This window comes from Microbacterium sp. 2216-1 (assembly GCF_046507855.1).
In the GTDB taxonomy this organism is placed as follows: Bacteria; Actinomycetota; Actinomycetes; order Actinomycetales; family Microbacteriaceae; genus Microbacterium; species Microbacterium esteraromaticum_C.
This window is the reverse complement of sequence record NZ_JBKFTM010000001.1, coordinates 419,351-446,156: the sequence shown is the minus strand read 5'-3', so window position 1 is coordinate 446,156 and position 26,806 is coordinate 419,351. Positions and strand designations below refer to the sequence as shown.

General features: G+C 67.5%; 24 protein-coding genes and 1 pseudogene. 12 read left to right on the top strand and 13 right to left on the bottom strand.

Annotation, left to right across the window (positions count from 1 at the left end; all coding sequences use genetic code 11):
• Positions 1-66 precede the first annotated feature (66 nt).
• The gene (locus tag ACLD0U_RS02035) at positions 67-1,206 is read right to left on the bottom strand and encodes a sensor histidine kinase (protein ID WP_410339688.1); all 1,140 of its coding nucleotides are present in this window, start codon (positions 1,204-1,206) and stop codon (positions 67-69) included.
• 239 nt (positions 1,207-1,445) lie between these two features.
• On the opposite strand from ACLD0U_RS02035, the gene ACLD0U_RS02030 reads away from it, so the two are divergent.
• Together ACLD0U_RS02030 and ACLD0U_RS02025 are read left to right on the top strand one after the other, a co-directional pair.
• On the top strand, positions 1,446-2,099 hold the full coding sequence (locus ACLD0U_RS02030) for a response regulator (RefSeq protein WP_410339687.1): 654 nt from the start codon (positions 1,446-1,448) through the stop codon (positions 2,097-2,099).
• A 238-nt stretch (positions 2,100-2,337) separates the two neighbouring features.
• A complete protein-coding gene (locus tag ACLD0U_RS02025; RefSeq protein ID WP_410339686.1) occupies positions 2,338-2,997 on the top strand; it encodes a low molecular weight phosphatase family protein in 660 nt (219 codons plus the stop codon).
• A gap of 11 nt (positions 2,998-3,008) precedes the next feature.
• Here ACLD0U_RS02025 and ACLD0U_RS02020 read toward each other — a convergent pair whose 3' ends face one another.
• Both ACLD0U_RS02020 and ACLD0U_RS02015 read right to left on the bottom strand, forming a co-directional pair.
• Entirely contained in the window at positions 3,009-3,926 is a 918-nt protein-coding gene (locus tag ACLD0U_RS02020; protein ID WP_410339685.1) for a nucleotidyltransferase family protein, read from the bottom strand.
• Complete coding sequence (locus ACLD0U_RS02015) at positions 3,923-4,186, bottom strand: PqqD family protein (RefSeq protein WP_410339684.1); 264 nt, start codon at positions 4,184-4,186, stop codon at positions 3,923-3,925. The genes ACLD0U_RS02020 and ACLD0U_RS02015 overlap by 4 nt, the downstream gene beginning before the upstream one ends.
• A gap of 162 nt (positions 4,187-4,348) precedes the next feature.
• Here ACLD0U_RS02015 and ACLD0U_RS02010 point away from each other — a divergent pair, with 162 nt between their 5' ends.
• Positions 4,349-5,161 (top strand): helix-turn-helix domain-containing protein, encoded by an 813-nt coding sequence (locus tag ACLD0U_RS02010; RefSeq protein WP_410339683.1) that lies wholly within the window; start codon positions 4,349-4,351, stop codon positions 5,159-5,161.
• 23 nt (positions 5,162-5,184) lie between these two features.
• Here ACLD0U_RS02010 and ACLD0U_RS02005 read toward each other — a convergent pair whose 3' ends face one another.
• The 3 genes from ACLD0U_RS02005 to ACLD0U_RS01995 form a co-directional block, all read right to left on the bottom strand.
• Positions 5,185-6,222 (bottom strand): ATP-binding protein, encoded by a 1,038-nt coding sequence (locus tag ACLD0U_RS02005; RefSeq protein WP_410339682.1) that lies wholly within the window; start codon positions 6,220-6,222, stop codon positions 5,185-5,187.
• Complete coding sequence (locus tag ACLD0U_RS02000) at positions 6,219-7,751, bottom strand: polysaccharide biosynthesis tyrosine autokinase (protein WP_410339681.1); 1,533 nt, start codon at positions 7,749-7,751, stop codon at positions 6,219-6,221. The genes ACLD0U_RS02005 and ACLD0U_RS02000 overlap by 4 nt, the downstream gene beginning before the upstream one ends.
• Before the next feature lie 98 nt (positions 7,752-7,849).
• The gene (locus tag ACLD0U_RS01995) at positions 7,850-8,419 is read right to left on the bottom strand and encodes a hypothetical protein (protein ID WP_410339680.1); all 570 of its coding nucleotides are present in this window, start codon (positions 8,417-8,419) and stop codon (positions 7,850-7,852) included.
• 220 nt (positions 8,420-8,639) lie between these two features.
• Here ACLD0U_RS01995 and ACLD0U_RS01990 point away from each other — a divergent pair, with 220 nt between their 5' ends.
• The 5 genes from ACLD0U_RS01990 (at position 8,640) to ACLD0U_RS01970 (ending at position 13,854) form a co-directional block, all read left to right on the top strand.
• Positions 8,640-9,137, top strand: a complete 498-nt coding sequence (locus tag ACLD0U_RS01990; protein ID WP_410339679.1) for a hypothetical protein — start codon at positions 8,640-8,642, stop codon at positions 9,135-9,137.
• 118 nt (positions 9,138-9,255) lie between these two features.
• Positions 9,256-10,566, top strand: coding sequence for a UDP-glucose dehydrogenase family protein (locus ACLD0U_RS01985; RefSeq protein WP_410339678.1), 1,311 nt, complete (start codon positions 9,256-9,258; stop codon positions 10,564-10,566).
• Positions 10,566-11,666, top strand: a complete 1,101-nt coding sequence (locus tag ACLD0U_RS01980) for a glycosyltransferase (RefSeq protein WP_410339677.1) — start codon at positions 10,566-10,568, stop codon at positions 11,664-11,666. Before ACLD0U_RS01985 ends, ACLD0U_RS01980 begins: the two co-directional genes overlap by 1 nt.
• Positions 11,663-12,760: a glycosyltransferase family 4 protein gene (locus ACLD0U_RS01975; RefSeq protein WP_410339676.1), complete on the top strand. Its 1,098-nt coding sequence runs from the start codon at positions 11,663-11,665 to the stop codon at positions 12,758-12,760. The genes ACLD0U_RS01980 and ACLD0U_RS01975 overlap by 4 nt, the downstream gene beginning before the upstream one ends.
• A complete protein-coding gene (locus ACLD0U_RS01970; RefSeq protein ID WP_410339675.1) occupies positions 12,757-13,854 on the top strand; it encodes a glycosyltransferase family 4 protein in 1,098 nt (365 codons plus the stop codon). Before ACLD0U_RS01975 ends, ACLD0U_RS01970 begins: the two co-directional genes overlap by 4 nt.
• A 275-nt stretch (positions 13,855-14,129) precedes the next feature.
• On the opposite strand, the pseudogene ACLD0U_RS01965 reads toward ACLD0U_RS01970, so the two are convergent.
• The 3 genes and pseudogenes from ACLD0U_RS01965 to ACLD0U_RS01955 all read right to left on the bottom strand — a co-directional run.
• Positions 14,130-14,651: pseudogene (locus ACLD0U_RS01965) on the bottom strand (O-antigen ligase family protein); the annotation flags it as partial.
• 515 nt (positions 14,652-15,166) lie between these two features.
• A complete protein-coding gene (locus tag ACLD0U_RS01960) occupies positions 15,167-16,561 on the bottom strand; it encodes a lipopolysaccharide biosynthesis protein (RefSeq protein ID WP_410339674.1) in 1,395 nt (464 codons plus the stop codon).
• Between the two features lie 41 nt (positions 16,562-16,602).
• Positions 16,603-17,646 carry a hypothetical protein gene (locus ACLD0U_RS01955; RefSeq protein WP_410339673.1) on the bottom strand — a complete coding sequence of 348 codons (1,044 nt, stop codon included), beginning with the start codon at positions 17,644-17,646 and terminating at the stop codon, positions 16,603-16,605.
• A 246-nt stretch (positions 17,647-17,892) separates the two neighbouring features.
• Here ACLD0U_RS01955 and ACLD0U_RS01950 point away from each other — a divergent pair, with 246 nt between their 5' ends.
• Positions 17,893-19,371 (top strand): sugar transferase, encoded by a 1,479-nt coding sequence (locus tag ACLD0U_RS01950; RefSeq protein WP_410339672.1) that lies wholly within the window; start codon positions 17,893-17,895, stop codon positions 19,369-19,371.
• Between the two features lie 15 nt (positions 19,372-19,386).
• Here ACLD0U_RS01950 and ACLD0U_RS01945 read toward each other — a convergent pair whose 3' ends face one another.
• Positions 19,387-20,439, bottom strand: coding sequence for a hypothetical protein (locus ACLD0U_RS01945; RefSeq protein WP_410339671.1), 1,053 nt, complete (start codon positions 20,437-20,439; stop codon positions 19,387-19,389).
• A 103-nt stretch (positions 20,440-20,542) separates the two neighbouring features.
• Here ACLD0U_RS01945 and lepB point away from each other — a divergent pair, with 103 nt between their 5' ends.
• Positions 20,543-21,253 (top strand): signal peptidase I, encoded by a 711-nt coding sequence (lepB, locus tag ACLD0U_RS01940; RefSeq protein ID WP_410339670.1) that lies wholly within the window; start codon positions 20,543-20,545, stop codon positions 21,251-21,253.
• Here lepB and ACLD0U_RS01935 read toward each other — a convergent pair.
• The 3 genes from ACLD0U_RS01935 to ACLD0U_RS01925 are packed head-to-tail and all read right to left on the bottom strand — an operon-like array spanning position 21,216 to position 24,075.
• Entirely contained in the window at positions 21,216-22,421 is a 1,206-nt protein-coding gene (locus ACLD0U_RS01935; protein WP_410339669.1) for an anhydro-N-acetylmuramic acid kinase, read from the bottom strand. The two genes, lepB and ACLD0U_RS01935, sit on opposite strands and share 38 nt — an antisense overlap.
• Positions 22,421-23,458, bottom strand: a complete 1,038-nt coding sequence (locus ACLD0U_RS01930) for a MauE/DoxX family redox-associated membrane protein (RefSeq protein WP_410339668.1) — start codon at positions 23,456-23,458, stop codon at positions 22,421-22,423. The genes ACLD0U_RS01935 and ACLD0U_RS01930 overlap by 1 nt, the downstream gene beginning before the upstream one ends.
• Positions 23,459-23,502: 44 nt before the next feature.
• On the bottom strand, positions 23,503-24,075 hold the full coding sequence (locus tag ACLD0U_RS01925) for a hypothetical protein (protein WP_206820943.1): 573 nt from the start codon (positions 24,073-24,075) through the stop codon (positions 23,503-23,505).
• Positions 24,076-24,330: 255 nt separating this feature from the next.
• Between ACLD0U_RS01925 and ACLD0U_RS01920 the strand changes: the two genes are divergently transcribed.
• The gene (locus tag ACLD0U_RS01920; protein ID WP_410339667.1) at positions 24,331-25,878 is read left to right on the top strand and encodes a sugar transferase; all 1,548 of its coding nucleotides are present in this window, start codon (positions 24,331-24,333) and stop codon (positions 25,876-25,878) included.
• Positions 25,879-25,932: 54 nt separating this feature from the next.
• Positions 25,933-26,805: a glucose-1-phosphate thymidylyltransferase RfbA gene (rfbA, locus tag ACLD0U_RS01915; RefSeq protein WP_410339666.1), complete on the top strand. Its 873-nt coding sequence runs from the start codon at positions 25,933-25,935 to the stop codon at positions 26,803-26,805.
• Position 26,806: the final 1 nt, after the last annotated feature.

The following is a 26,806-nucleotide window of genomic DNA, read 5'->3' as shown; positions in this document are numbered from 1 at the left end:
GATGGTACGTCCGAACGGCGAGACTGCAGTGGACTTTCGTCTAGGTCGCTGTCAGGGGCGTGCGCGTCAGGTCACGGGAAGGCGTGCGGAGACGCGCCATTGCTGCCCCTCGGCGCCGGTGGCAAAGTCTCCGCTGGCACCGATCACGCGCTCTGCCATCCGGTTCAGCCCGGTTCCGCTCGAAGGCACATCTTTGCGAGGTGTCTCGGCGAGCGGGCTCAGCATGGTGAGCGAGACGGTGTCGTCGTCCGTCTCGACACGGATGACCACATCGCCGTGACCTGCGTACTTGAGGATGTTCGTGGTCGACTCGCGGACGATACGAGCCAGTACGATCTCGGCCATCCGCGGAATTCGGGCATCATCCGGCGCACCCTCGGTACGCACCGTGTGACCGGCAGCCTCGATCTCGCCTGAGGCCTCGGCGATCGCCGTGGCGAGGTCACCGGAGTGCACTGCGGAACGCGGCCCGTCGTCAGCGAGGTCGATCACGAAGCGAAGGTCGGCCATCGCCTTGCGGGCGGCGATGCGGATCGCATCCTGAGACTCCGCACGTGCGCTCGGGTCGTCGAGCAGCTGGACGTGCAGGGACACGACAGTGAGATGGTGGGCGATGCTGTCATGCAGTTCGCCGGCGATCCACCGTCGCTCGGCGAGGACGGCCTGCCGCTCCTGCTCGGCGCGCTCAGCCAGTTGCTGCTCCAGGCGCTCGCCTCGGGCAGAAGCGAGTCGCAGCGCGAAACCGATGGCGCCGGCGACGGCGGCCACGACAAGATTGATGCCGATGTTCGCTGCCTCATCGGAATCGACGAGGGCGACCACAGCGGCGGCGACAAGAAAGCCAGCGGCGTAGGACAGTACGAGTGCCGTCGCCCCCAGGCGCAACACCAATCCAGCAGCAATCGCTGCGGTGAAGAGCACTGCGGCCTGCTCTCCAGCACCGACCGAGACGACGAATACGAGCCCGAGAACCGCCGTGGCCGTGGCAGGCCACCAGAGGTACAGAATGAATACCGCCGTAGCAGTGAGGCTGAACAGCGAGCCCGCAAGATCCGCGCCCGACGTGACGACAAGGTTGAGGATGTCGATGCCGATCACAACGACGAGGAAGCAGAGCACGACGATCCGCTCGACGGCGGTCAGACGTTCACCTCGGTTCAGCCGCAGGCGACCCTGATCGTCGCGCGATGGCAGGCGGAGGGACATCGCCCCAGTATCGCCCAGGTCGACAACCCTGGCGGATAGACTCATCCGATAGCACCGAAAAGGCGGGCAAGACGCTCCCAGAAGGACATGGAATTCACCTCCACAAGTGAACATTTGGCCAGGTACCTATTGATCCTCTCGGTTGGGCCGAGAGAGCACATCTGTCTCGTGGCCATACTTGATTGCCCAAACGTCTACATCTCTTTCTGACCTTCTGGCAGCCCTATTAGGCTCGAGCCATGCCCGAGATCAGAGTCCTCATCGTCGACGACGACCCGCTGGTGCGCTCCGCGCTGTCGCACTTCGTGTCACGCGATCCCGAGGTCGAGGTCGTGGGCCAAGCCGAGAACGGGCGCGAGGCGATCGCCTTCCTCGAACGCGATCTGCCCGACGTGGTGATGATGGACGTGCAGATGCCCGAGATGAACGGCATCGAGGCGACGACGGTGATCGCCAAGCGCTGGCCCGACGTGCGCATCCTCGCGGTGACCACGCTGGACGGCAGCGAGACGGTGCTTCCGATGCTGAGCGCGGGGGCATCCGGGTACATGCTCAAAGACTCCAGCGCCGAGAACATCCTCGCTGGAGTGCGCGAGGTGCACAGCGGCGCGAGCTCGCTGTCGCCGCGGATCGCCTCACTGCTCGTGCGTCATGTGCGCAGCACGGCACCCTCGAGCGAAGCGGGCGCGCTGGAGAAGTTGACCGAGCGCGAGACCGAGGTGCTGCAACGGCTGTCGCAGGGCATGTCGAACGCCGAGATGGCGCACTCGCTGATCGTGTCTGAGGGGACGGTCAAGGCACACCTGGGGCGCATTATGGCGAAATGGCATGTGCGCGACCGCGTGCAGATACTGGTCGTGGCGGCACGCGCAGGGCTCATCGACTTCCGGTGACACGGCGAAGGGCGTGGCAGGCTGTCGCTAGCCTGTAGCTGTGACTGACACCACGCGTTCGATGCACCCGGTATCGAGCCGAACCGACCTTCCTTCGACTCACGAAGCCCCCGGACGCGCGACTCGGCCATCTCCCCCGAACCCCGAACCCACGATGGCGCTCACCCGGCGCGAACGCCGGCTCCGAGAGGCCACCCCCAGCCCGCCCACGGCAAAACGACCTGTGGGTGAAGCTCCTGTGTCATCGACGTCGCGCTCCGAGTTCTCGCTTGCCTCCGTGTTCTCCGGCGATGCCGAACGGGTGCCGGACGGGCAACCGAACATCCTCACCGTCTGCACCGGCAATATCTGTCGCTCCGCGCTTGCGGAATCCGTGCTCGCGACGCGTGTGGACGACCTGGACCTGCGCGTGCACAGCGCGGGAACGCATGCGCTGGTCGGGCGCGGGATGCCTGCACCTGCTCGCGGCCTCGCTGAACTGGATGGCGTCGCGGCGGAGCGCACCACGTCGCACACGGCGCGCATGCTGACAGAGACGATGCTGCGGGATGCCGATCTGGTGCTGACGATGACGGCGCAGCACAGCGCGCACGCGATGCAGCTCGCGCCGAGCCGCATGCACCGTATCTTCACCGTGCGCGAGTTCGCGCGGCTCGTTGCGACATTGGACGACGAGCAGTTGCGTGACGCCGCGGCCTCCTTCGCCGAAGCCCGGCCACGTCTCAACGCGGTCCTGCAGCATGTCGCGGACCAGCGCGCCACCGCGCCGCGTGCGACGGGTGACGAAGACGTCGTCGACCCGTTCCGCCAGTCGGATGCGGTGTATCGGGAGTCTGCCGAGCAGATGGCGCCGGGGCTCAACGCCGCCGAGCGCGTCCTGCGTGCGGCGCTGGGCTGACCTTCATCGACTCAACGCAGGGTGACCCGCGCGTACCTCAGCAGCGCGGCGAACCCCCGACGCCACCGTAGCGCCCGGTGCTGCCACGCTTCGCGGCGCGTCGGCAGGCGGTCCGGGTCGTTTCGTGGGATGTCCGCGCGCGAGATCCACGCGGCGCGCAGGATCACGGCCGGTTTTCGCGCCAGCGGTGCGGAGCGGACAGCATCGAGCCACGAGACCGTGGCCCCGTCCTCGACGGTTTCCCTGTTGAGCTGCCAGACGCGGCGCTGATGTTCATCGGCATCGGTCTGCCAGCGTTCTCCGAGCTGGTCGTAGAGATCGCGCAGCACCCACTGCGCACACCCCACCCGGGCGACGTCGAAGAATTCCGTCCGTTCCTGGGAACTGAAGTCGTCGCGCAGCCGTTCAACGACGTCTCGCAGCTCCAGCGAATGCCGTTCAGACTTCGAATAGCGCACCGCGTGCAGCGCTGCGATCACCGCGCTGGCGCCCCGCGACGGTACGGCGACGGTGGTGTTGGCGATGATCATCTGCTCCCGGCTCTGCCACAGACGTTCGAAGACCGAAGCATCCGTGGCGAAGAAGCCGGGAAAGCGATGATGCGCGTCGATGTCATTCGGCCAGTCATCACGGATCAACGTGACAGAGTGCTGGCCGGTGAGCGAGGGGACCTCCCTCTCTCGTCGCACGTGCCACCCGCGAAGCGCGAGCAACTCGCAGAGATCATCGCGTCGAGCGGGGTCGACCCACACGTCGGCATCCGCCGCCACACGCGGCACACGCAGCCGGTAGCGGTCGGCGACCAGCCCCTTGATCGACAGCACACGAATGCCGTTCTCCGCCGCGACATGCGCGACCTGTGCGTGAGCGAGCTCGTTCGCCTCGTCGAGCGAGAAGCCCCCCACGGCGGGATCGGCGGCCAACGTCATGGCACCAACAGCCGACTCTCGACCAACCGCGCCACGACGGTCTCGACGTCCTGCCGGATCTCGCTCTCGGTCGTCTCGAAGGCCGAGGCCAGACTCGTCAGCAACGCATCGATACAGATGTCGTCGCGCTCCGCTATCTCGTGCCAGATCGACGCCGCGCTCGCCTCCAGCGCAATCGGGGCCGACGCAGGCTCCGCGAGGTCCAGAACGACCACACGTCCGCCGTTGTGGGTCCATGCCACACTGTCCGCGATGCGCACGCCTGCTCACCCCCGTTCCCGTCGCTTGGTAGCCTAGCGATAGTCGACCGCGCGCCGTGCCGGTTGTCAGTCTCGGACACTCCGCCTCTGCACATGACACATTCGCGCGTAGCTTCGCTCCTGTCGTCGCATCTGGGCCTCAGCGCCCACGATGCGGGTCTGGTGAGCACCCGAAGATTTCGTTCGATCGTCGTCACTCACCATCAGACGCCTCAGGCGCCGTGGCGATGGCCCTCGTCTCCCCCGCCTTCGCCGCATGCGGCCGTCGTCTTCGCCACCGACGGCGCATCGCTGCCGACCGGACCGACAACGACGATCCGCCCCGCGCCGATCGGCTGCGTGCTGCCATCGGATGCCGCCGAGACGGTCTCGTGGACGTCGGGGGCCGAGGCTCTTGTGCTCTGGGTTCCCGAGCTGCTGTTGAGCGAGTTCACGGACGGAATACGGCCTCCGACGACCCCGCTGGTCTCATCGCCGCTCACGGTCGGTTTCCGCACCTTCGCCCATTCTGTGCTCCGCCACAACGACGAAGGTTCTTCGATGTCGCGGTACGCGGTCGAACGACTACTCGCCGAGATGACATTCGGTTCGTTGGTCGAACAGCAGTCCGTCGAAGCAGAGAGACGGCCCAGTTCACTGATCGAGCGGGCACGCACCGTCATTCTGATGCGGCGGGAAGATGCCGGTTTCTCGACGTCGCAGTTGGCTGCCGAGCTGCACGTTTCACCGCGCCAACTGCAGCGAGCGTTTGCCGCCATCGGCGAGACCCCCGGGGATCTGCTGCGCAGAATGCGTGCGGAGCTGGCCGAGTCGATGCTGCGCAACCCGCTGTACGCGAGCCTCACCGTGGATGAGGTCTCACAGTTCTCGGGATTCACCTCGTCGTTGCAGATGCGGCGAGCGCTGCATGCTGCCGGCGTACCGACGCCGACTGAGCTGCGTCGAGCCATGGGTACCCCGAAGACCGTCACCTGAGCACCACCTGCGCGCGATCGCGCTCACCGACGGTTGAGCGCCCCCGCTTCAAGGAGCTGTTCGAGCGCTTCGCCGACCAGGACGCGCACATCGCCGCGGGGAGGCAGACCGTACGCGGCCACGACGTCTTCAGTGATCGCGTCGAGATCCGATCCGGTTGCCGCGGCCTGCCAGATGACGGGCGCGACGCCACCGAGCACCTGAAGCCGATCGCCGACCATGACCACGACGGCGCCGTCCGAGATGATCGCATCGCTGACAGCATCCGTCGTGAACGGCCCCGCCGACGTCTGACGCGGCCATGACCGCCACGTACTGGCATGTGCCGAGGGCTCGAAGACCTCGGGCATCAGAGCGACGACGTCCGAGGCCTCCGCGTAGCGGAGCCGGCGCACGCCGCCGACGGCATCGCACAAGCGCGCGATCCGTTGCAGCGGTTCGGCGTGCGCGCAGAGGTAGCTCATCTGCGTGACGAGTTCCGGTAGAGCCTCGACGAGCGACACCGCTTCGAGCGTCGGTGTCTGGTACTCGTCCGCGCGGTCGAGGATGATCAGTGTGCCAAGCCGCAGTGGGGCGTCCGGCAGGCTGCGCAGCCCTGCCTGCTGGGGTGAGACCTGCTGCTTCGGCGCAGCGTCGCGTACGAGCGAGAGCGGCTTGCGGTATGCCTGGACTCGGTGCTCCGCGTCCACAGCGATGGTCTCGTCCGACACGTAGCCGAAGTGCGTACCGAGCTCGCGGCTCAACGTGGTCTTCCCCCGCCCGGAGGGACCGACGAGCGCCGCGACACGTCCCTGAGGATCGGCGACGCCGCCGGCATGGAACAGCAACGCGCGTCCTCGCCGGGCCTCCAATGCGGCGAGCGTGACGTCCACTGTGATGCGTTCCATGGCCGCATCGAACGGTTCATCCGCGCGCAGGTGCACCTCGCGTTCGGCGTCTCCCCGGTCCGTGCTCAGCGCTCCGGCCCACGCGGCCCGCAATGCGCCGTCCGCCGCGGGCGCCCCGGTTCCGTGCACCCGTACGCGCACGCCGAACGCGTCGACGTCGAACGGAGCCGTCATGACACGCGGTGAGTCGACCGCCGAAGCGGAGCGTCCGGCGCTTCGGCGTCTCGTGTCCCCTCGGCCGTATCCGTGCGACCGAGCACCGACTCGGCTGACGCGGGCGCTTCATCCGATGCGAGCGCCTCGTCCGGCGCGCGATAGTAGTCGCCGTGGTACTGGTACCCGTAGTACGCGGCCCCGGCACCACGTTTAGGCACGCGGTTGAGCACGATACCCAGCGCCCTCGCGCCAGCCCGCTCCAGGTTCCCCAGCGCCTTGCCAAGCACCTCGTAGGTGGTCTTTCCGATCGTCGACACGACGATCGCGCCATCCGCACGATGCGCGAGCACGGACGCATCGGTCACAGGGATCAGGGGCGGCGCATCGATGATAACGATCGCCTCGGCCGCAATCGCATCGAGCAGGTCCTTCATGCGCTGCGAGCCGAGCACCTCGCTGGGGTTCGGGGGGATCTTTCCGGCTCCGATCACCAGCAACCGGCCGTGCGCGCCCACACGGTGTGCGACATCGGCGAGATCCGCGCGCCCGGCGAGCACATCCGACAGACCCGCTCCACGAGGAAGCCCGAAGATGGTGTCGATCATCGGGCGCCGCAGGTCGCCATCGATCAGCGCGACCCGCTGACCGCTCGACGCAAGGGTGATCGCGAGGTTCGATGCCGTCGTCGATTTGCCGTCACCAGGCAACGGGCTCGTGACGACCATGACTCGAGGAGGGTTGTCGACATCCATGTACTGGATGTTCGTGCGCAGTTCGCGCATCGCCTCGGCGATCGAGAACAGGTGCGCGTTGGCGCTGCCCGACGAGTTGCCGCCGTCGAACGGTATCAGTCGGTTGTCGACCGTGAAGGTCTTCTCTTCGGGGACTGTTCCGACGACTGCGACTCCGGTCTCGCGTTCCACCGCGTCCACGCTTCGGATGCGCCTGTCGAGAGTGTGGCGGAGCAGGCCGTATCCGACCGCGAGGACGATACCGGCGAACCCTCCGATTGCGAGCACGAGGCGCATGTTGGGAGACGACGGGCTCTCTGGGAGTCGCGCCGAGTCGACCGGGCTGAGATAGACCGCCCCGGTCGTAGTCGCATTGGAGGTCTCGAGCTCATTGACGACTGCCGCCATGCCGCGCACCCATGCCTCGGCGATATCGCGCGCGGCCTGCGGGCTGCCCGCCTCGGCGGACACACGCAGGGACGTCGTGTTGAGCGGGTTCGAGACGCTGACATCGCCGACCAGCGCGGCCGGCGACCGATCGAATCCCAGCTCGTCGATGACGATCTCGGCGACAGCCCGAGAGCTACCGAGCTCGACATACGTCTTGACCTTCTGATTCGCGATCGTGTTGCCGACCGACTGCGAACCGAGGTCATCGGCAACGGTCTTGGCCTGCACGATCGCGGTGGCATCGGCCGTGTACACCTTCGGCTGCAGAAGAGCCCACCCGAAGGTGATCAGGAGTGCGGCGGCGACGATGAGCACCATGCCCAACCAGTGGGCCCGGACGACACGCAGGTAGTCCCTCAATTCCATGTGGGCGCGGCCCTCTCATGATTCACGAACGCGACAGCGCCCCCGAATCTATCAGTCACCTCACGAGCGAACGGCCGCTCAGGCGTCCGCCCGATGCGTCACATGCGGTCGGCGGTCGGGAACTGCGGCGATGTCGCTTCGTGCAGAACCGCTCGCACCATTCGGGTCGCCACCCTGCTGATGAAGGGATCCGCGGGTGGGTTCCCGACCGGCTTCTGTTCGACCAGAGAGCCGATGAATGCGCGGACTCCCGCGGTCAAAGAGGTGCCGGGCAGTGCGATCCCAGGGAACTGCGGGCCGCTCGCGGCGAGGTCGCTCCACGGAATCCACAGGGCGACGATGATCGCGCCGCGGGGCGCGACGACGGTGGTTTCGCGGTCGGGGAGCAGAAGGAGCGCGTCGTCCGGGTACACGTCGACGGCCGCGTGTGGCGCACGCACTCGCAGGGAGGCGTCCGAGAAGAGCATGCCCGCAAGGGACGCGGTACCCGCGGTCCACGTCCACTCGCCTCTGCGAGACATCGCGTGCCGCGTCACCAGAACGCCGTCGTACGCACGGGCCGCGGCGCGCGGATTCCACGCATTGCCCAGCAGACGCCTGGCAACGGCTTCATCGGCCGGATTCCCCAACGCGGACCTCCCCAGATCCCCCGCGAGCAGCATCCCCATGCACACGTACCCGCTGTACACGAGCCTAGCGCCAATCGCGCCGCACCCGGTGGAGCGGTCACGGGCGCAGCGATCACTTTCCGTCGGCTTTCGATCATTGCGCGACATTGCAGCACGGCCGCCGGGCCGACTCCGCCAACCTCGATCGTGTCGCTGTGACTACGACCGCCGCGAGAGGCCTCCATCTTCGAAGGCCGCCGGCCTGATCCCCAGGAGAATCATGACTGCTGAGAGCACTGAACTTTCGCGCCGCACCCTCGTCAAGGGCGCCGCGTGGTCGCTGCCCGTCATCGCCGCTGTTGCAGCGACGCCGATGGCCGCCGCGTCGACGGTCACCAACGTCGGCGACTTCCAGGTCGATGGCTCGTGTGGCGTCCTCGGCCTCCTCGGCCCGGGCTTCACCATCACGGCGGGCGCGGAAGCGCTCCCGGCGGGCACGGTCATCACCATCTCGACCTCGGGTATCGCGAACATCGGTCTGTTCTCGATCACGGGTGGCCTGGCCGACATCCAGCTCATCGGCAGCACGGGCAACCGGGTCGAGCTGACGGCACCGCTCGCCGCCGGCGCGACCGCAGACCTCCGCTCGCTGGTGTCGCTCGGTGTCGGTTCGACGATGACCGCTGTGCTGACCCTGCCCGCGGGCTACACCGCCGGCACCGGCGCCAAGAGCTCCGGCGGCGTCGAGCAGACGCTGGTCCTCTGCTCGGCCAGCTGAGTTCCCTCGACGACGAAGGGCGCGCTTCCCGTGGAGGCGCGCCCTTCGTCGCACTGCGGCGCGTCGCCCCCGCACATGGGCGACAATGAGTGAGATGTCCGGCACGGGAGGATAAGGCATGCGTCTGTCTGTCATTGGCTGCGGCTACCTGGGAGCCGTGCATGCGGCGGCAATGGCATCCATCGGTCATGAGGTGGTCGGTATCGACATCGACCCGGGCAAGATCAAGACCCTGTCCGACGGCGACGCTCCGTTCTTCGAACCGGGATTGCAGCAGATCCTCACAGAGGGCATCGCTTCCGGGCGGCTGTCATTCTCGACGGAGTTCGCGGCGGCGGCCGGAGCCGACGTGCACTTCATCGGTGTCGGAACGCCTCAGCAACCCGGCGGACATGCCGCGGATCTCACGTACGTTCACACGGCTGTCGATTCCCTCCTGCCCCACCTCTCTGAAGGCGATGTGGTCGCCGGCAAGTCGACCGTGCCCGTCGGCACCGCGGCGAGCCTCGCTCCCCGTGTTGCCGCGACAGGCGCCACGCTCGTGTGGAATCCGGAGTTCCTGCGCGAGGGGTGGGCGGTCGCAGACACCATCACTCCGGATCGGCTGGTGGCCGGAGTACCGGACGGGCCCTCCGGCGAACGCGCTGCGGAAGTGCTGCGTGAGGTGTACCACCCCGCAGTGGCCAGCGGTATCCCGTTCATCGTCACCGACTACGCCACGTCCGAACTGGTCAAGGTCGCGGCCAACGCATTTCTGGCGACGAAGATCTCATTCATCAATGCGATGGCGGAGATCGCCGAGGCCTCCGGCGCGGACGTGACGCAGCTCGCCGACGCGATCGGGCACGACGAGCGCATCGGCCGACGTTTCCTCGGGGCGGGAATCGGCTTCGGCGGAGGTTGCCTGCCGAAGGACATCCGTGCGTTCGCCGCTCGAGCGGAGGAGCTCGGCAAGAGCGAGTCGGTGACGTTCCTGCGCGAAGTGGATGCGATCAATCTGCGCCGTCGTGACCGCGCGGTCGAGTTGGTGGTTCAGGCCCTGGGCGGGAGCGTCTTCGGAAAGAAGGTGACGGTGCTCGGCGCAGCCTTCAAACCGCACAGCGACGATGTCAGGGACTCCCCCGCGCTCGACGTGGCCGTGCGACTACGAGGACTCGGTGCCGATGTGATGGTCACGGATCCACAGGCCATCGACAACGCACGGCGCCTGCACCCGCAACTGGCGTACGAACCGGACCGTGATACCGCGATCCGCGATGCCGACGCGATCGCCCTGGTCACCGAATGGGACGAGTATCGGCGAGAGCTCACTCCCGAGCACGCGTCGTCGCTGACATCGGGACGAGTGGTGGTCGATGGCAGAAACGGCCTCGACGCCGCGGCCTGGCGAGCCGCTGGGTGGCAGTACCACGGCATGGGACGCCCCTAGTGACGGGTCTCCTCGTTCACGAGTGGATCGAGTCCTCCGGCGGCGCCGAGAACGTCCTCGAGGCGATGGCCCGCACCTTTCCGGACGCCGACGTGCAATGCCTGTGGAACGACGCACCTCAGCGATTCGCCGAGCGCACGGTGCGCGAGACCTGGCTCGCACGCACGCCACTGCGCCGACACAAAGCGCTGGCACTTCCCTTCGCGCTCGGCGCATGGCGCGGCCTTGAAGCGGGCGGCGACTACGAGTGGATGCTGGTCAGCTCGCACCTGTTCGCGCATCACGCGACGCTGAAGCGGCAGGACGTTCCCAAATACGTGTACGCGCACACGCCCGCCCGCTACATCTGGAATCCCGAGCTGGACGAGCGAGGCAGCAGCGCAGCTGTACGGAGCGTCTCACCGTTCTTCCGCCGCATCGACCGCCGCCGCGCGCAAGAGGCGACGGCGATCGCCGCCAACAGCGAGTTCGTCCGCCAGCGCATCCGTGATGCCTGGGACCGCGACGCCGAGGTCATTCACCCGCCCGTCGCCGTCGAACGGATCCTCTCGCACCCCGACTGGCGGACGCAGGTGACGGATGATTCGGAGCGCCGTCTGCTCGACGCGCTCTCACGCCCGTTCATCCTCGGCGCATCGCGGTTCGTTCCGTACAAGCGTCTCGATCTGGTGATCGCCGCCGCAGAGCAGGCGGGTATGCCCGCCGTCATCGCCGGCCGCGGGCCGGAAGAGAGCCGGTTGAGAGCGCTCGCCGAGCGGGCGACCGTCCCCGTCGAGATCGTCGTCTCCCCCTCCGACGCGATGCTCTACGCCCTACTGCAGCAGGCGCAGGTCTTCGTCTTCCCTCCGGTGGAAGACTTCGGAATCGTCCCTGTCGAAGCGCAGGCGGCGGGTACGCCGGTGGTCACCGGCCCCGTCGGCGGACAGGTCGAGACGTTCCGCGCCGGCGTGAGCGGAGTGAGCGCGGATTCTGCATCCGCCGCAGACCTCGCCCGTGGCATCCGTCGCGCACTCGACCTCGACGCTTTCGATCCGCGCACCGCAACCGCTGCGTTCAGCGAGAATGCCTTCCGCCAACGCATCGAGCAGTTCGTCGCATGATCGCGATCAACTGCAGGTTCCTGACCCAGGACCTCACCGGTGTGCAGAGATTCGCCGAAGAGATCACGACGCACCTCGCGCAGTCCCGCGACGATGTGCGCCTGGTCGCCCCGCCCGGAGAGCTGCGGCACAGCACGCTCGGAGGGCGCGTCGTCGAGCAGATCGGCTCGACCACGGGGCATCGGTGGGAGCAGTGGGATCTGCCCCGGCTGCTGCGGCGCGACCTGGGAGCACCCCTGTTGCTGTCGCTGATGAACACCGGGCCGGTGCTGTACCGCCCTCAGATCGTCACGCATCACGATGTCACTTACGTGCGCCACCCGCGCACCTACGCCCTCGGCTTCCGGCTCTCGTACCGGCTGCTATCGGCCATGACGTTGACGCGGGCGAACCGCATCATCACGGTCAGCGAGTTCTCGCGTCAGGAGATCGCTGCCGCCTACCGCCTGAATCCGCGACGCATCTCGGTCGTGCCGAACGCGGCCGGTGCCGAGTTCGCGCGCACCCATCAGGAGGCGACGCCCCCGTACCTGCTCGCTGTCGCTTCCTTCCTGCCGCACAAGAACATCGACCGGCTCGTTCACGCATTCGAGACGTATCGCGCGAGATCCGGCACCTCGACGGTGTTGAAGCTGGTCGGGAGCGCCCGCCCCGCCGCGATGGCGGGGACGAACGGATCACCGCGCAGCGCGGACGGCGTCGAGATGCTCGGGCGCGTCGACGACAGCCGCCTGCAGGATCTCTACGCAGGCGCCCGCGGCTTCGTCTTCCCCTCCCTGTACGAGGGCTTCGGTGTACCGCCGTTGGAGGCACAATCGGCGGGGTCTCCGGTCGCGGCATCGGATATTCCCCCGGCGCGGGAAGTGCTGGGGCACTCCGCGCTCTTCTTCCCTCCCGACGATGAGGAATCCATGATCAAGGCCCTGGCCACCCTCGACACGAGTCGCACCGAACGCGACCGACTGCGCGACCTCGGATTCGCGAATGCCGCGCGGTACTCGTGGGGCGAATCGACGCGGCTCGTCTCGGCGCTCCTCGACGATGCCGTGCACGCGGGGCGTCACGCCCCGGCAACTGCGGAGGTCATCGAATGAGCCGTCGTGTCATCTTCTTCGATCATGCCGGTACCCCCGGAGGCGGTCAGCTCTCCGCAGCAAGGCTGCTGCCCCTGTTGCAGGAGGTCGAGCCGATCGCCCTCTATCTGACCGGCGGATCCGTCGCCGAGCAGATGCGCGAGAGTGGCATCCGCACCACCGTCCTCGAACCGACCGGCGACTTCTCGACAGCCGCGCTGTTCCGCTACGCCCGCACAGCGGCGCAGTACCTGCGCACGGTGGACCCGAGTGTTCCCGTCGTCGCGATGAGCACCGCGGCCGCACAGGTGCTCGCGCTCGTGCCGCGCGGTCGCAGGCCTCGGCTGCTGCGCTTGAGCGAGGACATGCAGCGGTATCAGCAGCGAGGCATCAAGAGCCTCGCCTATTTCCGTCTGATCTTTCCGCGCTTCGATGGGTTCCTGTCCAACAGTGAATGGACGTCATCGACCATTCCCGCGTCGCTGCGGACGATCCCCGTACGGCTGGCGTACCCGCTATCGGGGGTGCAGCGCACGGCGCAGAGAAGCACCCCCGTGCTCGAGGAGCCGACGGTGCGCATCGCGTGCTTCAGCCGTGCTGCGCGCTGGAAGGGACTCGACCTGGCGATCGACGCGGTCGGGCGGCTCACCAGCGGTGACAGACCTGTTCAGCTGACGATCTTCGGAGGCGAAGCACAGTCGGAACCGGACTACGCCGCCGAGCTCCGGCAGACGGCGCAGCGCTCCGGAGCCGAAGTGGTCTTCGCGGGGCATGTCGACGACGTGCTCACCGCGATGCAGGACGTCGACATCGTGATCATGCCGAGCCGGCTGCCCGAGCCGTTCGGTCAGGTGACCGTGCAGTCTCTCGCCGCCGGCTGCCTCACTGTGGTGTCAGCGCATGGTGGCTCGCTCGAGATCGTCGAGGATCAGCGCACGGGATTGACCTTTCCCCCCGATGACGCGTCGGGGCTCCACAGGGTCCTGGCGGCGGCTCTGAACGACTCCCGCACGGCGAGCTCCGTCGCCGAAGCGGGCTGCTCTTCGGCATCGCGCTTCACGGATGCCGCGCTGGCGCGCGACTTCGAGAGTGCGATGCTCGCGTTGCTGAGCTGACCGGCATCCGACGGTTCGTGTCGTTCGCGGCGCGCGCTCCGCGACAGTCGCCGTGTGCGCGGCGGAACGGCTTCGTCTGTTCCGAAGAGGGCGAGTGCCACGGGGATCACCGAGACGGTGAATAGCACGTTGTCGCTCTCCGGTCGCCAGACCGTCTCGCTGATTCCCGCGGTGAGCGCCACGACGAAGAACACCACGAAGGGCAAGGGCGGGATGCTGCGGCTGTGCGTCGCTCGGTGCCACGCGAGCACGTACGCGAGCACGACGAGGAGCAGCCCGACGACCCCGATCCTCACCAGCATCGTGATCATGTCGTTGTGTCCGTGGAAAGCTGCGGCGTTGAAGATACCGACCTCTGTCGGCACGATCTTGTCGTACCAGGACGGGGACAGCCCCCAGAGTGCCTCTCCACGAAGATGCTGCAGGCTGAACATCCAGATCTCGCCGCGGCGGGTCAGCGCGGCAGGATCCTTCGTCACCACCGGGATGTAGACCGCGGCGCCGAGGAGCACAAGCACCGCCGCGCCGCCGAAAAGGCGCTGGCGACGCGGCGCGAACAGCAACAGGACAGCACCGATTGCGAGCCCGATCCCCGCAGCCAGGAGCGCGGTCCGCGACGCCGTCCACAGCAGTGCGGCCGCGACGATCGCGAGCGCCCAGAACCAGCGGCGCAGCAGCAGGACGAATGGTGCCGACAACGCCAGGAACAGACCGAGCAGGTTCGGGTGCGTGAACGGACCCGCGAGCAGCCGTCCTCCGATCAGCGCCTTGTCGTTGGCGGCAGACTCCGCGACCATGGCGAAGCCGGGCCAGAACAGTCCCATCGCGATGCTGAGAATCGCCGTCGCCACGGCGAGCATCCCCAAGACCCTGAACACCTGCATCGGCGGCGAGACCATCCACAACGCGACCAGCAGCCCCGCTGAGGCGATCGTCGCCGGGGCGACCGTGCCAACGGTCGCGTAGTCCCTCACCATCAGCAGCACCAGTGGCGCTTCGAGAAGCAACAGCGTCCATACCGGTCGGCGGGACTGCCGAAGGAAACGCAGGAGGACATAGGCGGCGAACAGCGCCAAGGAGAGCAGAACCGCCAATGTCGCCATCCGACCGAACGACGACGAGGACGCGACCTCCTCACCGAGCGTGCGCACGCGGCGCCCGTCGACGAAGACGGTCACCGCGTTGCGACCCGCGACGGTTGCGACCAGCAACGTGAGGATCACAGCGCCCGTGGTGTAGCGTTCCCGCAGTGAGATGCGGGAACGCGCGGCGTCTCGGGGTGGCGGCGCCTCAGACACGTCTCGTTCCTTCCTCATCTGCGCAGTGTGCCGATCATCGCGGCGATGTGCCGACGGACGGGCGGTACCAGGGCGAACGCACCAACGGGCAAGGCCCATGCGACGGCTCCGACCAGGAGCCGCGTGAAGGATGTGCTCTGCGAGATCAGCGCCTGAGCGCCCACGGATGCGCCGAACGCCAGACCGCATACGAGGACGGGAACGACCGCGGCGCGCAGCAACCGCAGGCCGGGCAACCCAAGGCGCTGCGCGAAGACGGTTCCTGTCACGAGCATGACGGCCTGCCCAGCGGTCATCACCCAGGCGACGGCGGTCACGCCCGCGGGCGCCGCCACGATTGCTCCGATGATCATGACCGCCCTGCCCGGCAGTTCAGAGAGCAGCAGCACACCAGAACGCCCATCCGCGAGATACGCCCAGTAGAAGATGTATGCAACGGCCTGCATCAGCGCACCGATGCAGAGGATGAGCAGTATCTCTCCGGTCTTCTCCCACGGCGGACCGAGGAAGACGACCACCAAGGGCGTCGACACCGCGGCGAGCAGTGAGATCAGGAGGGGCAGCACAGTGGAGATCATTCCCTGCAGCCGCACCAGTTGAGCATCGAAGCGCTCCCGGTCCTTTCGCAGCTCGACGAGACGGGGCAGAACCACGCGCGTCAGGGGCGTCACGAGCTGCTGGAACGCCATGGCGATCAACTGGGTGGCCCGGGAGTACAAGCCGAGCTCGGTAGCCCCCTGAGCACGCCCCACGGCCATCACATCGACGCTTCGGCTGAGCATGTTGGCGAGCTGCAGCAGCAGGTTGTGGCTGCCGAAACGCAGCAGCCCCGCAATAGGTTCCGCACGGGCATATCGCCCAGGGCGCCAGCCCGCCGTCGCCACAGCGAGCGCAGTGGTCAACACCACGGGAACGACGGTGAGCAGTACCAGCGCCCAATAGCCCCAGCCCAGCAGGGCCCCCGCGACCGCCGCGACCAGCCCGGCGCACGCGGCGACAACGTCCTGGACGGCGAGCGCGAAGAATCGGCGGGCTCTGTTGATCTCGACCCGGAACTGCACGCCGATCCCGCCGATCAACAGCGACCCGGCGATGACGCAGCCGATTCCCCACAACCGGGGCTCGTCGTAGAACAGCACCAGGGCCGGCGAGCCCGCGACGACCAGCACAGCGCCGATGGCCCCCGCCGCCGTGTTCAGCCAGAATAGGTTGTTCTTCTGCCCGTTCGTGAGTTCGTCGGCCTGCAGACCCGCAAGCGAAAGACCGAAATCAGCCACCAATCCTGCGAGATTCGCCACGACGACCACCATGGCGATGAGGCCGAAGTCGCTCGGTGGCAGGAGCCGCGACAGCACGACGAAGCCCACCACCTGCAACACCAGCCGAGCCCATTGGCTGGCGAGCGTCACACGGGCGCTGCTCGCCCAGGTCGTTTCTCGCGCAGTCCCGGTCACGTCCCCACCCGCGGGGATGCGGCCGGGGCGGTTCCGGTGCGGTGCGCCACAGCATCGGCGTAGACGTCGCGGTAGCGGCGGCCGAGGTGCTCCCAGGAGCGCTCCTCCATCTCAAGTGGCCTGCGATACTGCGCGGCCTCGCTGTACTCGGTGTATGCCGCTGCGAGCGCCGGGCCATCGAGGTCGCCGTCGAAGGTCATCACCCATTCCCGACCGAACTCGCGTTGCAGGTCGGCTGCCGCCGGGCACTCCGGAACGAGCACAGGACGATCCAACGAGAGTGCGAGGAGCACGACGCCCGAGTTGTAGAGCCGACGGTACGGGAGCACGATGAGTCCCGAGGCCAGGATGCGCTCGTGCAGCTCCGCATCTGTCACGGCCTCGAGGTGCACGGATATCCCGTCTGCTCCCTGCTCCACGGCCCGTGTGACGTCATCGTGCTGCGTCTGATCCCAGGCGCGGCCCACGATATCGAGAGTCACTCCACGACCTCGCAGGCCGCTCTGTTGGAAGGCGCGCACGACCTGGGGGACGTTCTTGTAGGCCCGGATCAAGCCGAAGAACAGCAGTGATTGCGGGTTCTCGGTCGGAAAGCTGCGTTCACGGATTGTGGTTCGGTAGTGCCCGTGCGGGATGACCGTTGTGATCGCGTTCGGCACCCCAGGATCGTGTGAGCCGTTCAGCAGCACGACGTGATCAACTTGTCTCATCAGCGCGCCGAGCGCCCGGGAGCTCCCGCGGTTCATCTGCTCGTGGGATTCAAGATTGTGAAGGGTGAGCACGATCGCGTTCCTGCGCTGAGCAGCCCGCAGCAGCACGAGCCTGAACGCGATGCGCTTGAGCAGTGATCTGAGCGCGCCGCGTCCGTGAACCAGTTTCTCCGGCCATTGAAAGTGGATGACCTCGTCGCGGCCGGCCAATGCTCGCCGCCAGGAGAAGAACGACGAGTCGACGGTCGGTGGAAGGGAATCGACCATCAGATTCACGAAGGGGTTGGTCTTGTCGTCCGACGGCACGACGGTGTGTAGGACTGTGACCACCAGACTTCTTCCGTTCCCGTTATGCGTGTTTCGTTCGAGCTGCCGGGCCGCTGCGCCGGCCTGCTCGCGTGCCCGGACAAGTCTGACACGTCACTGTCGGCAGGCCCGTCGGCGACGCATCTGCGACTCCCCGCAATGTGCCAGAATACTGGGGTAAATGGCGGGTCAGTATTCTGCGTACCGCTGATTTCACGATTTCTCAGACACCGCGAGATTGGCGAGAATGCGACGCAATGAGTGTGCCTCGTGACGGCATCGACGACGGCATCGCGGATGCCGGCGCCACGACAGACCGAGAAGAGGCTCACCGGATACATCGCGCGTCTCGCGGTGACCGACGCGGTGGTCGTCACCGGCGCCGTGTTCGGTGCGCACCTGCTGCGATTCGGGTTCAGCAATGAGCCGCTCGTCATCGGTGACAGCATCCTCGATGTCAACGTCGAGGTGGGCTATCTGGTCACGTCGTTGCTGTTCGTATCCGGCTGGCTGTTCGCCCTGCAGCTGTTCGGCACCCGAGACAGCAAGGTCGTCGGGAGCGGCTCACTGGAGTACCGACGGATCTCGGATGCGACAGTGCGCGTCTTCGGGGTGCTCGCGATCCTGTCACTCGTCTTCCAGATCGAGTTCGCCCGCTGGTACTTGCTGATCGCGCTGCCCAGCGGACTGATCCTTCTGATTCTCAGTCGATGGATGTGGCGCACCTGGTTGCGAACGCGCCGTACGCAGGGACGATTCCTGCAGCACGCGCTCGTCGTCGGAGATCGACCGAAAGCGACGCACATCGCGTCTCAGATCCGGTCGGACCCCGAAGCGGGCATTCGGATCATCGGAGCGGTGACCACCCACGGCACGCACGAAGACCTCGTCGACGGGGTCCCGGTGCTGGGCGACTTCGATCACGTGCTGGACGTGCTCGATGACGTCGATGTCGACGCTGTGATCCTCTCGACGGCGGATGCGATCACTCCTGAGCGCGTCCGCAGGTTCGGGTGGATGCTCGATCAGAAGCGCATCGATCTGATCGTTGCCCCCTCCCTCACCGATGTCGCCGGGCCGCGGATCCACACCCGACCGGTCGCCGGCCTGCCCTTGATCCACGTCGAGTACCCACGATTCGAAGGACGCCAACGGCTGGCCAAGCGCAGCTTCGACATCATCGGATCGCTGGCGCTGATCGTCCTCTTCGCCCCCGTCATGGCAGCCGTCGCGGTCGCCGTCAAAGCCACGAGCAAGGGCCCGGTCTTCTACAGCCAGGAACGTGTCGGTCTGCGCGGGAAGCCGTTCAGAATGTTCAAGTTCCGGTCGATGATCGTCGGTGCCGATGACCATCTGCAGTCCCTGCTCGACCAGCAGGGCACGTCCGATCAGCCACTCTTCAAAGTCACCGATGACCCGCGCATCACACCGGTCGGGCGTTTCATCCGTCGATACTCGCTCGACGAGCTCCCGCAGTTCTTCAACGCTCTCCTCGGCACGATGAGTCTGGTGGGGCCGCGACCGCAGCGTGCCGCGGAGGTCGAACTGTACGACGATGACGCTCACCGGCGTCTGCACATGAAGCCGGGCATCACGGGACTGTGGCAGGTCGGTGGCAGGTCTGACCTGTCGTGGAACGATGCCATCCGACTCGATCTCTACTATGTCGAGAACTGGTCTGTGGCCAGCGACGTTATCGTCGTCGCCCGCACGGCCGCCGCGGTCGTCAAACCCTCCGGGGCGCACTGACGGCAACGGCCGCGATCAAGCACCGGTGAGGATGCCCTCGCCGGTCAGCTGATCCATCGTCGACTCCACGATCACGCGCGCGTCGCCGTGCGGCGGCTCCCCGAACTCGTCAGTGACCGCGCTGACGACGCCGTCAAGGTCGTGGCCGGCGCGAAGCGCATCCCACATCACCGGGGCAATGCCGTCGAGCACCTGCACGCGCCGGCCGGTGAACAGCACGGCACGGTCGCCGAAACGCACCGCATCGAGCACGGGGGCCGCGGTGTACTTGCCGCCGAGCACCGTGCCCTGCGGAGCGGGAACCGCGTGCCACGTCTCACCCGCGCCGCGGTGGTCGAGCAGCCCCGGCACCAGCGGAGCCACCGCGCCGACATCCGAGTACCGCAGCCGCGTGAAGCCGCCGATGCGATCGACCGTTGACGCGAGGGTCTGCAGCGGCACGGACAGGTCGGCCAGATAGCTCATCTGCGGCACGATCTCGGCGACCGCATCGCAGAAATCGACCGACTCGACAATAGGCGTCTCGACCGTGGCATCCCGATCAAGAATCGTGAGCGCCTCCAAACGCAGGCGAACATCACCCGCATCCACCAAACCGAACGCGCGGGGCGCGACCTGCTGCTTGGGCGCACCGCGGCGCACCACCGACAGCGGCTTGCGGTACGGCAGCACGCGCCCGCCCGGTTCGGCACCGACCGTCTCGTCCGAGACGTACCCGAAGTGCTGCCCGAGCGTGCGAGCGAGGGTGGTCTTGCCGCGACCGGACGGGCCCACGAACGCCGCGACCCGGCCGCGCGCATCGGCGATCCCCGCCGCATGGAACATCAGCAGCTCTCCGCGCCGCTGCCGCAATGCCGCGAGCGTCACCTCGACGGTGAGGCGCTCGGCCATGGCGTCCGGTTCGCGTTCGGCGGTGACCGGCACGAGGGCATCCGGTGCTCCGGGTGTACGCAGCGCCGCGTCGATCCATGCGCTGCGCACGGCCTCGACGGTCGCGGTGGGTACGTCGTCGTCGAAGGCCAGCCGCACTCGGGAGCCGAGAGCCGCGATATCGAACACGTTCGTCATGTGCGCGACTCCCCCTTGCTCCCCGATCGAGCATCCGCTCTGAACCTACTACAGCGGCGCGGCGGCTCTGCCGGGCGCGGCGACGGCAGGGCAGGATGGGAGCATGACCGACGCTGAACGCCCCTCCCCCACCCGATGGCGACGCGTCACCGGCAGCGCGTGGTTCCACCTGGCGCTGGCGTGCGTGGTGGTGGGTGCGTTGCTCTCGTTCGTCGCAAAACCGTACTGGGTACCGTCGGGGTCGATGGAGCAGACCCTGCTCGTCGGCGACCGCGTGCTCGTCAATCGACTCGCGTACGTCGGCGACGCACACCCGAGCACCGGCGAGATCATCGTCTTCGACGCCGACGAGACCTGGGGTGCCGAGGCCCACCTCGACGAGGGTCCCGTCAAGAGCGCGCTGCGCTGGCTGGGCGAGGTGAGCGGATTCGGCCCGTCGGGTCCGCACACCCTCGTCAAGCGGGTGATCGCCGGTCCCGGTCAGACCGTCGCGTGCTGCACCGCAGAGGGCGCAGTGATCGTCGACGGCGAGCCGCTGGACGAACCGTACGTGTTCGACGATCTCGACTTCGAACCCGGCGTGCTCGATTGCACGACCACACCGGCATCGCCCCGGTGTCTGCCTGAGGTCACGGTTCCCGAGGGGCGCTACCTCGTGCTCGGTGATCACCGCTCGCTGTCCGCCGACAGCGCCCAGCACTGTCGCAGAGACGCGGACAACGACAGCGGATGCTGGCTGTGGGCCCGCGACGAAGACATCGTCGGCCGAGCGAGCGCTATTCTGTGGCCGGCGTCGCGGTGGGGCGGTCTGTAAGAGTCAGCGATCGGATGCCCGCGGCCGGCGCCGGCATCTCCAACGGCCCAGCCCCCGGTGTGATCGTGCCGAGGATGCGCGGTTGCGGCGCCCCGGTTCCGCCCGGTACGACCGCGGCGACGCCGTTCATCGTGCACCAGCCGATCACGGCGAACAGGATCGCCTCTTTGGCATCCGCCGGCAGGCCCAGCGCGTCCGACAGCACGACCTCGGTCTCGGGCAGCGCGGCGCGCAATCCGTCCATGATCAGCGGATTGTGGCATCCGCCACCCGACACCGCGAGGTAGTCGATCCCGGCTGCACGCACGTCCTGAGCCACCGTGCGCACCGTGAGCTCCGTGAGCGTGCGCACCACGTCTGCCACCGGGATGGAGCGCTGCTGCGCAGCCAGATGCTGCCGCACGTAGTCGAGGTGGAAGTGCTCCTTGCCCGTGCTCTTCGGCGGTGTCAGTGCGTAGTACGGGTCGTCGAGCATCGCGGCGAGCAGCGACTCGTCGATGCGACCGGAGCGGGCGATGCGCGCGTCATCGTCGTAGCCGAGATCGTTGAGCTCTTCGGCGACGATCATCGCGTCGATCAGGGCATTGGCGGGGCCGATGTCGTAGGCGCTCAGAGCGTTCGGGCCCACCACGGTCATGTTCGCGATGCCGCCGAGGTTGAGCGCCGCCGACGTGCCCGCGCGCGAGCGCAGCAGCAGATCATCGAGGAACGACACCAGCGGCGCGCCGTGACCTCCGGCGGTGATGTCGCGCACGCGCACATCCGAGACGACGGGGGCGCCGACCCGCTCGGCGATCCACGCGGGCTGCCCGATCTGCAGCGTGCCGAGCGCGTGCGCGCCCTGCACCCAGTGGTAGACGGTCTGCCCGTGCGAGCACACGGCATCCACCCCACCCGCGCTGTCGGCCACCTGAGCGGCGACCTCGGCGAACGCCTGCCCGATGAGCGTGTCGAGTTCGCACACCTCGGCCAAGGTCGTCGGTGCCGGGGGCAGCGCGTCGATCAAGCGTGCACGCAACGGCGCGTCGTACGGCACACTCGCAGCGGCGATCACCGTGCCGCGCAGATCGACCCTGCCCGTGGCATCCGCACCGCTCACCACGAGATCGACGACAGCCGCGTCGATGCCATCGTGCGAGGTGCCCGAGAGCAGTCCCAGAACGCGCATCAGCTCTGCCCCGCTTCGGCGGCGAGGGGCTGTGCGGGACGTTCGCCGTGCAGACTCTCGTAGATGTCGTCGACGAACCCGAAGATATCGTGCGATCCGACCACCGGCCCTCCGGCCAGCAGGCCGTCCAGGCCGAAGAGCACCGCGGTCGGCGTGGCGTTCTGCCCGATCGTCTGGCCCACGTATCGGTGCGGGTCGTGCAGCGAGGGCGACTCGCCCTTCTCGGTCCACGCGGAATCACCCGGCTCCTGGGTGAGCAGCAGACGAACGCTGACCTCGGGCAAAGTCGTGCGGATCGCATCCAGACGCTCGTAGATGTCGACACACGAGCCGCATCCGGGGTTCACCTGCAGCGTCAGGAGCGGACGGCCTGTCATGCTCAGCGTGCGCAGATCGGTCAGCTCGCCTCCGGCGAGCGTTACCGGGACGGCGGGAGTGCGCGAGCGGATGTAGTCGAGATCGTCATCGGATGCCGATGCGCCGCCCACCTCGGTCATCGGCTGTGCGCCGGTCGAGGTCTCTTCAGGTGCGGGCCACATCGTGATGGCAACCGTGATGGCGGCCGCAAGCAGGCCGAGCGCCCACAGCCAGCTGTCGCCACGCAGCGCCAGCATCGGGCCGCCCCACAGCGGGTTCGCCCAGGTCGTCGCGGCGGCCGTGACGGCGAGCGCCACGTACCAGGCGTTGCGCGTCACCGTCGCACCGGTGACGCGCTTGCGCGCGCCGAAGCAGGCGCAACTCGCATCGGTGCCGCTGCGCACGATGCGCGCGACGAAGACCAGATAACCCGCCATCAGCGCTACGGCGGCGAGGGCGGCGAGTTCGCCGAGCAGGCCGCCGAGTAGCGCCAACGCCAGACCGAGCGCGATCTCACCCCACGGGTGCAGTCTGAGCAACCAGGTGCGCCGGAACACCGCCGGAACACCCAGGTCGACCCATCCGGCGAGATCGTCGGGTCGACGGAGCTTGGCGACTCCGCTGGCGACCAGCACGGCGGCGAGCAGCAGTGGCGAAATGACGGTCAACGGTCCTGGCACAGCTTCATTCTCTCGCGAATGAGATCACACGGGCCGGCCACGCCTCACTTGCAGTTGGTGCTCGACGACATGTGCGCGCCGATCTCGGCCGGCGCCACGAGAATCCCGCAGGTGGACGTCACCCAGCGATAGTGGACGCGCATCGAGAACTCGTTGGCGCTGCCCATCTCGGAACCGACGAACCAGAGGTTGAGGCTCGCACCGGGGGCGAGCACGATGCTGCGGTATCCGTCGCATCCGACGACGTCGAGACGCGGGCCGCAACTGTGCTGCGTGCCGTGGTTGGCGTAGATGCCGCCCAGCGGCGACCAGTTCGCCGGCGGAGCTCCGTGTCCGATCCACGACTTCTGGCCGAGCACCTGGAACTGCACGGTCATCGCGGTCGGATTGGTGATCGTGAACGGCACCTGGGGCGTCTTCCGCGCACCCGCGCAACCGCCTCCGCTGCCGGTCGTGGCGCAGCCGCTCGACCACGCGAAGACCGGCGGCGGCGGTTCGTTCACCGACGCGGCGGCGATCGGCACGGCGGCGGCAACGGCGACGGCGGGCACTGCCCACGCCATCGCCCTGGTCACGGTGCGACGGCTGACGCCGCCCGGCTCTACGTTCTCAGACATCGAGTTCCCCTCCGGATGATCCCTCGCCCCATCCCCCAGGATGATCGACAGGCGAACGCGACGAGATCCGGTGGGCTCGCGGCGCACGCTGATGCTACCGCATACTCGACGCGCACCTACCACATCGCCCGTCGAGGGGTTAGACTCGGCCGAAGATCCCGTTTGGGGCGGGATCGTCGCTCGATGACTCGAACATCGAGGTTCATCTCTGCGGGGGCAGAGATGTGTGAAGTACGGATCCTCTGGGGAGGGGTCGTGGTTTTTTCTGGGGACTTCGCTCTGCGCGGCAAACCGCGCATAGCCACACCGTCGTTCGAAGCGCGCCCGGCTACAGTGCGGCCGGTCGAGGCGCCGACCCGCGGTAGCGCCGCCGCGGCAGCATCCACTGTCAGCTGGCAGCGCACGTACAGCCGCCGTCTGGCGTTCACCGACACGATCATCGTCATCGCCGCCGTGTTCGGCGCGCAGCAGTTGCGCTTCGGCGCCCCCGCCGGACTGCACATCCCCGGGCTCTCGGGCGACGGCTTCAATCTCGCCTACACATTCGTCTCGCTGATCGTCATCATCGCCTGGCTGGCGACGCTGAAACTGCTCGGCACGCGCTCGGTACAGCGGGTCGCCAGCGGCTGGGACGAGTACCGCCTGGTCGTCGACGCCAGCCTGCGCATGTTCGGTCTGTTCGCGATCGCGGCGTTCCTGCTGCGTGTCGACCTCGCCCGCGGCTACCTGCTGCTGGCCATGCCGGTCGGCCTGGTCGCCCTGGTCGTCAGCCGCTGGGTATGGCGCCAATGGCTCGGCAGACAACGTGCACACGGCCGCTATCTCGCCCGCGCGATCGTCGTCGGCGAGCATGGCAACGCCCAGCATGTCGCGGGTGAGCTGGCCCGCGACCGCGCCGCCGGGATCGTCGTCTCGGGCGCGATCACCAACCGTGCCGACGACGAGCTGCTTCCCGGTGTGCCGCTGATCGGCGGACTCGACGACATCGTCGCCGCGGTCGAACGCTCGGGCGCCGACACCGTCGTGTACAGCGGTTCCGACCTGATCTCGCCCGCCAAACTGCGCCAGTTCGGCTGGGATCTTCAGTCGCACGGCATCGAGCTGGTGCTCGCGGCCGCGCTGACCGACGTCGCGGGCCCCCGTTTGCATGCGCGGCCGGTCGCAGGTCTCTCGCTGCTGCACGTCGACTCCCCCGAGTTCACCGGCTCGCGCTACATCACCAAGCGCGCGTTCGACATCATCGCCGCGGGGCTCGGACTCATCATGCTCAGCCCACTGCTGTTGTTCATCGCCCTGCGCGTGCGCGCCGACGGCGGTCCCGCGCTGTTCCGTCAGCAGCGCGTTGGCCTCGACGGTCGCACGTTCACGATGCTCAAGTTCCGGTCGATGGTGCCCGACGCTGAAGCACGCCTGCCCGAACTGCTCGCGCACAACGACGGCAATGGCGTGCTGTTCAAGATGCGCGACGACCCGCGCGTGACGCCGATCGGGCGCGTGCTGCGCCGCCTCAGCCTCGACGAGCTGCCCCAGCTGATCAACGTGGTCCGCGGAGACATGTCGCTGGTCGGTCCACGCCCGCCGTTGCTGAGCGAGGTCAGCGACTACGAGAGCTGGGCCGAACGCCGTCTGCTCGTCAAGCCGGGCATCACTGGGCTGTGGCAGGTCAGCGGGCGCTCAGACCTGTCGTGGGAAGAGAGCCTGCGCCTCGACCTGTACTACGTCGAGAACTGGTCGCTGGCCGGCGACCTGGTGATCATCTGGCGCACCGTGCGCGCCGTCGCCGAGCGCCGCGGTGCGTACTGATCGGTATGTGCCGGATTCCCGCGGTTCTCGGGCACGACGTGCCACGATGAACACATGAAGGGGATCATTCTCGCCGGCGGCTCGGGAACCCGTCTGCATCCGGTCACGCTCGGCGTCTCGAAGCAGCTGGTGCCGATATACGACAAGCCGATGGTCTACTACCCCCTGTCGACGCTGATGTTGGCGGGTATCGACGACATCCTGGTGATCACGACGCCGCATGACGCGGCGCATTTCGAGCGTCTGCTCGGTGACGGCTCACAGTTCGGCATCCGCCTGTCGTTCGCACAACAGCCCTCGCCCGACGGGCTCGCGCAGGCATTCACGATCGGCGCCGACTTCATCGGCGACGATTCGGTCGCCCTCGTGCTCGGCGACAATCTGCTCTACGGCCCCGGCCTCGGCACCCAGCTGGCGCGGTTCCGCGATATCGACGGCGGTGCCGTCTTCGCGTACTGGGTCGCCGAACCGCAAGCCTACGGCGTGGTCGAGTTCGACGGCGACGGCCACGCCGTCTCGCTCGAGGAGAAGCCGGCCGTGCCGAAGAGCAACTACGCGGTGCCGGGCTTGTACTTCTACGACAACGATGTGGTCGAGATCGCCCGGTCACTGCAGCCGAGCGCCCGTGGTGAGTACGAGATCACGGATGTGAACCGCGAGTACCTGCGACGCGGCAAGCTGCACGTCGAGGTGCTCCCACGCGGAACGGCGTGGCTCGATACCGGCACGTTCGACCAGATGACCGATGCCGCCGACTACGTGCGCACCATCGAACGCCGCACGGGCATGAAGATCGGTGCGCCCGAAGAGGTCGCCTGGCGGCAGGGGCTCCTCTCAGACGGCCAGCTGCGCGAGCGTGCCGAGAAGCTGGTCAGGTCGGGATACGGCACCTACCTGCTGCAGTTACTCGAGAGGGGCGAGCGGTGAG

Bases quoted from the DNA above. Each gene is read 5' to 3' on its own strand.
- ACLD0U_RS01995 (WP_410339680.1), bottom strand. From the start codon at position 8,419: ATGGGGATGCTGCTCGCGGGGGATCTGGGGAGGTCCGCGTTGGGGAAT.
- lepB (WP_410339670.1), top strand. From the start codon at position 20,543: ATGACCGACGCTGAACGCCCCTCCCCCACCCGATGGCGACGCGTCACC.
- rfbA (WP_410339666.1), top strand. From the start codon at position 25,933: ATGAAGGGGATCATTCTCGCCGGCGGCTCGGGAACCCGTCTGCATCCG.
- ACLD0U_RS01990 (WP_410339679.1), top strand. From the start codon at position 8,640: ATGACTGCTGAGAGCACTGAACTTTCGCGCCGCACCCTCGTCAAGGGC.
- ACLD0U_RS01975 (WP_410339676.1), top strand. From the start codon at position 11,663: ATGATCGCGATCAACTGCAGGTTCCTGACCCAGGACCTCACCGGTGTG.
- ACLD0U_RS01970 (WP_410339675.1), top strand. From the start codon at position 12,757: ATGAGCCGTCGTGTCATCTTCTTCGATCATGCCGGTACCCCCGGAGGC.
- ACLD0U_RS02030 (WP_410339687.1), top strand. From the start codon at position 1,446: ATGCCCGAGATCAGAGTCCTCATCGTCGACGACGACCCGCTGGTGCGC.
- ACLD0U_RS01925 (WP_206820943.1), bottom strand. From the start codon at position 24,075: ATGTCTGAGAACGTAGAGCCGGGCGGCGTCAGCCGTCGCACCGTGACC.
- ACLD0U_RS02020 (WP_410339685.1), bottom strand. From the start codon at position 3,926: ATGACGTTGGCCGCCGATCCCGCCGTGGGGGGCTTCTCGCTCGACGAG.
- ACLD0U_RS01985 (WP_410339678.1), top strand. From the start codon at position 9,256: ATGCGTCTGTCTGTCATTGGCTGCGGCTACCTGGGAGCCGTGCATGCG.
- ACLD0U_RS01935 (WP_410339669.1), bottom strand. From the start codon at position 22,421: ATGCGCGTTCTGGGACTGCTCTCGGGCACCTCGCACGATGGCATCGAC.
- ACLD0U_RS01945 (WP_410339671.1), bottom strand. From the start codon at position 20,439: ATGACGAACGTGTTCGATATCGCGGCTCTCGGCTCCCGAGTGCGGCTG.
- ACLD0U_RS02005 (WP_410339682.1), bottom strand. From the start codon at position 6,222: ATGACGGCTCCGTTCGACGTCGACGCGTTCGGCGTGCGCGTACGGGTG.
- ACLD0U_RS02035 (WP_410339688.1), bottom strand. From the start codon at position 1,206: ATGTCCCTCCGCCTGCCATCGCGCGACGATCAGGGTCGCCTGCGGCTG.
- ACLD0U_RS02000 (WP_410339681.1), bottom strand. From the start codon at position 7,751: ATGGAATTGAGGGACTACCTGCGTGTCGTCCGGGCCCACTGGTTGGGC.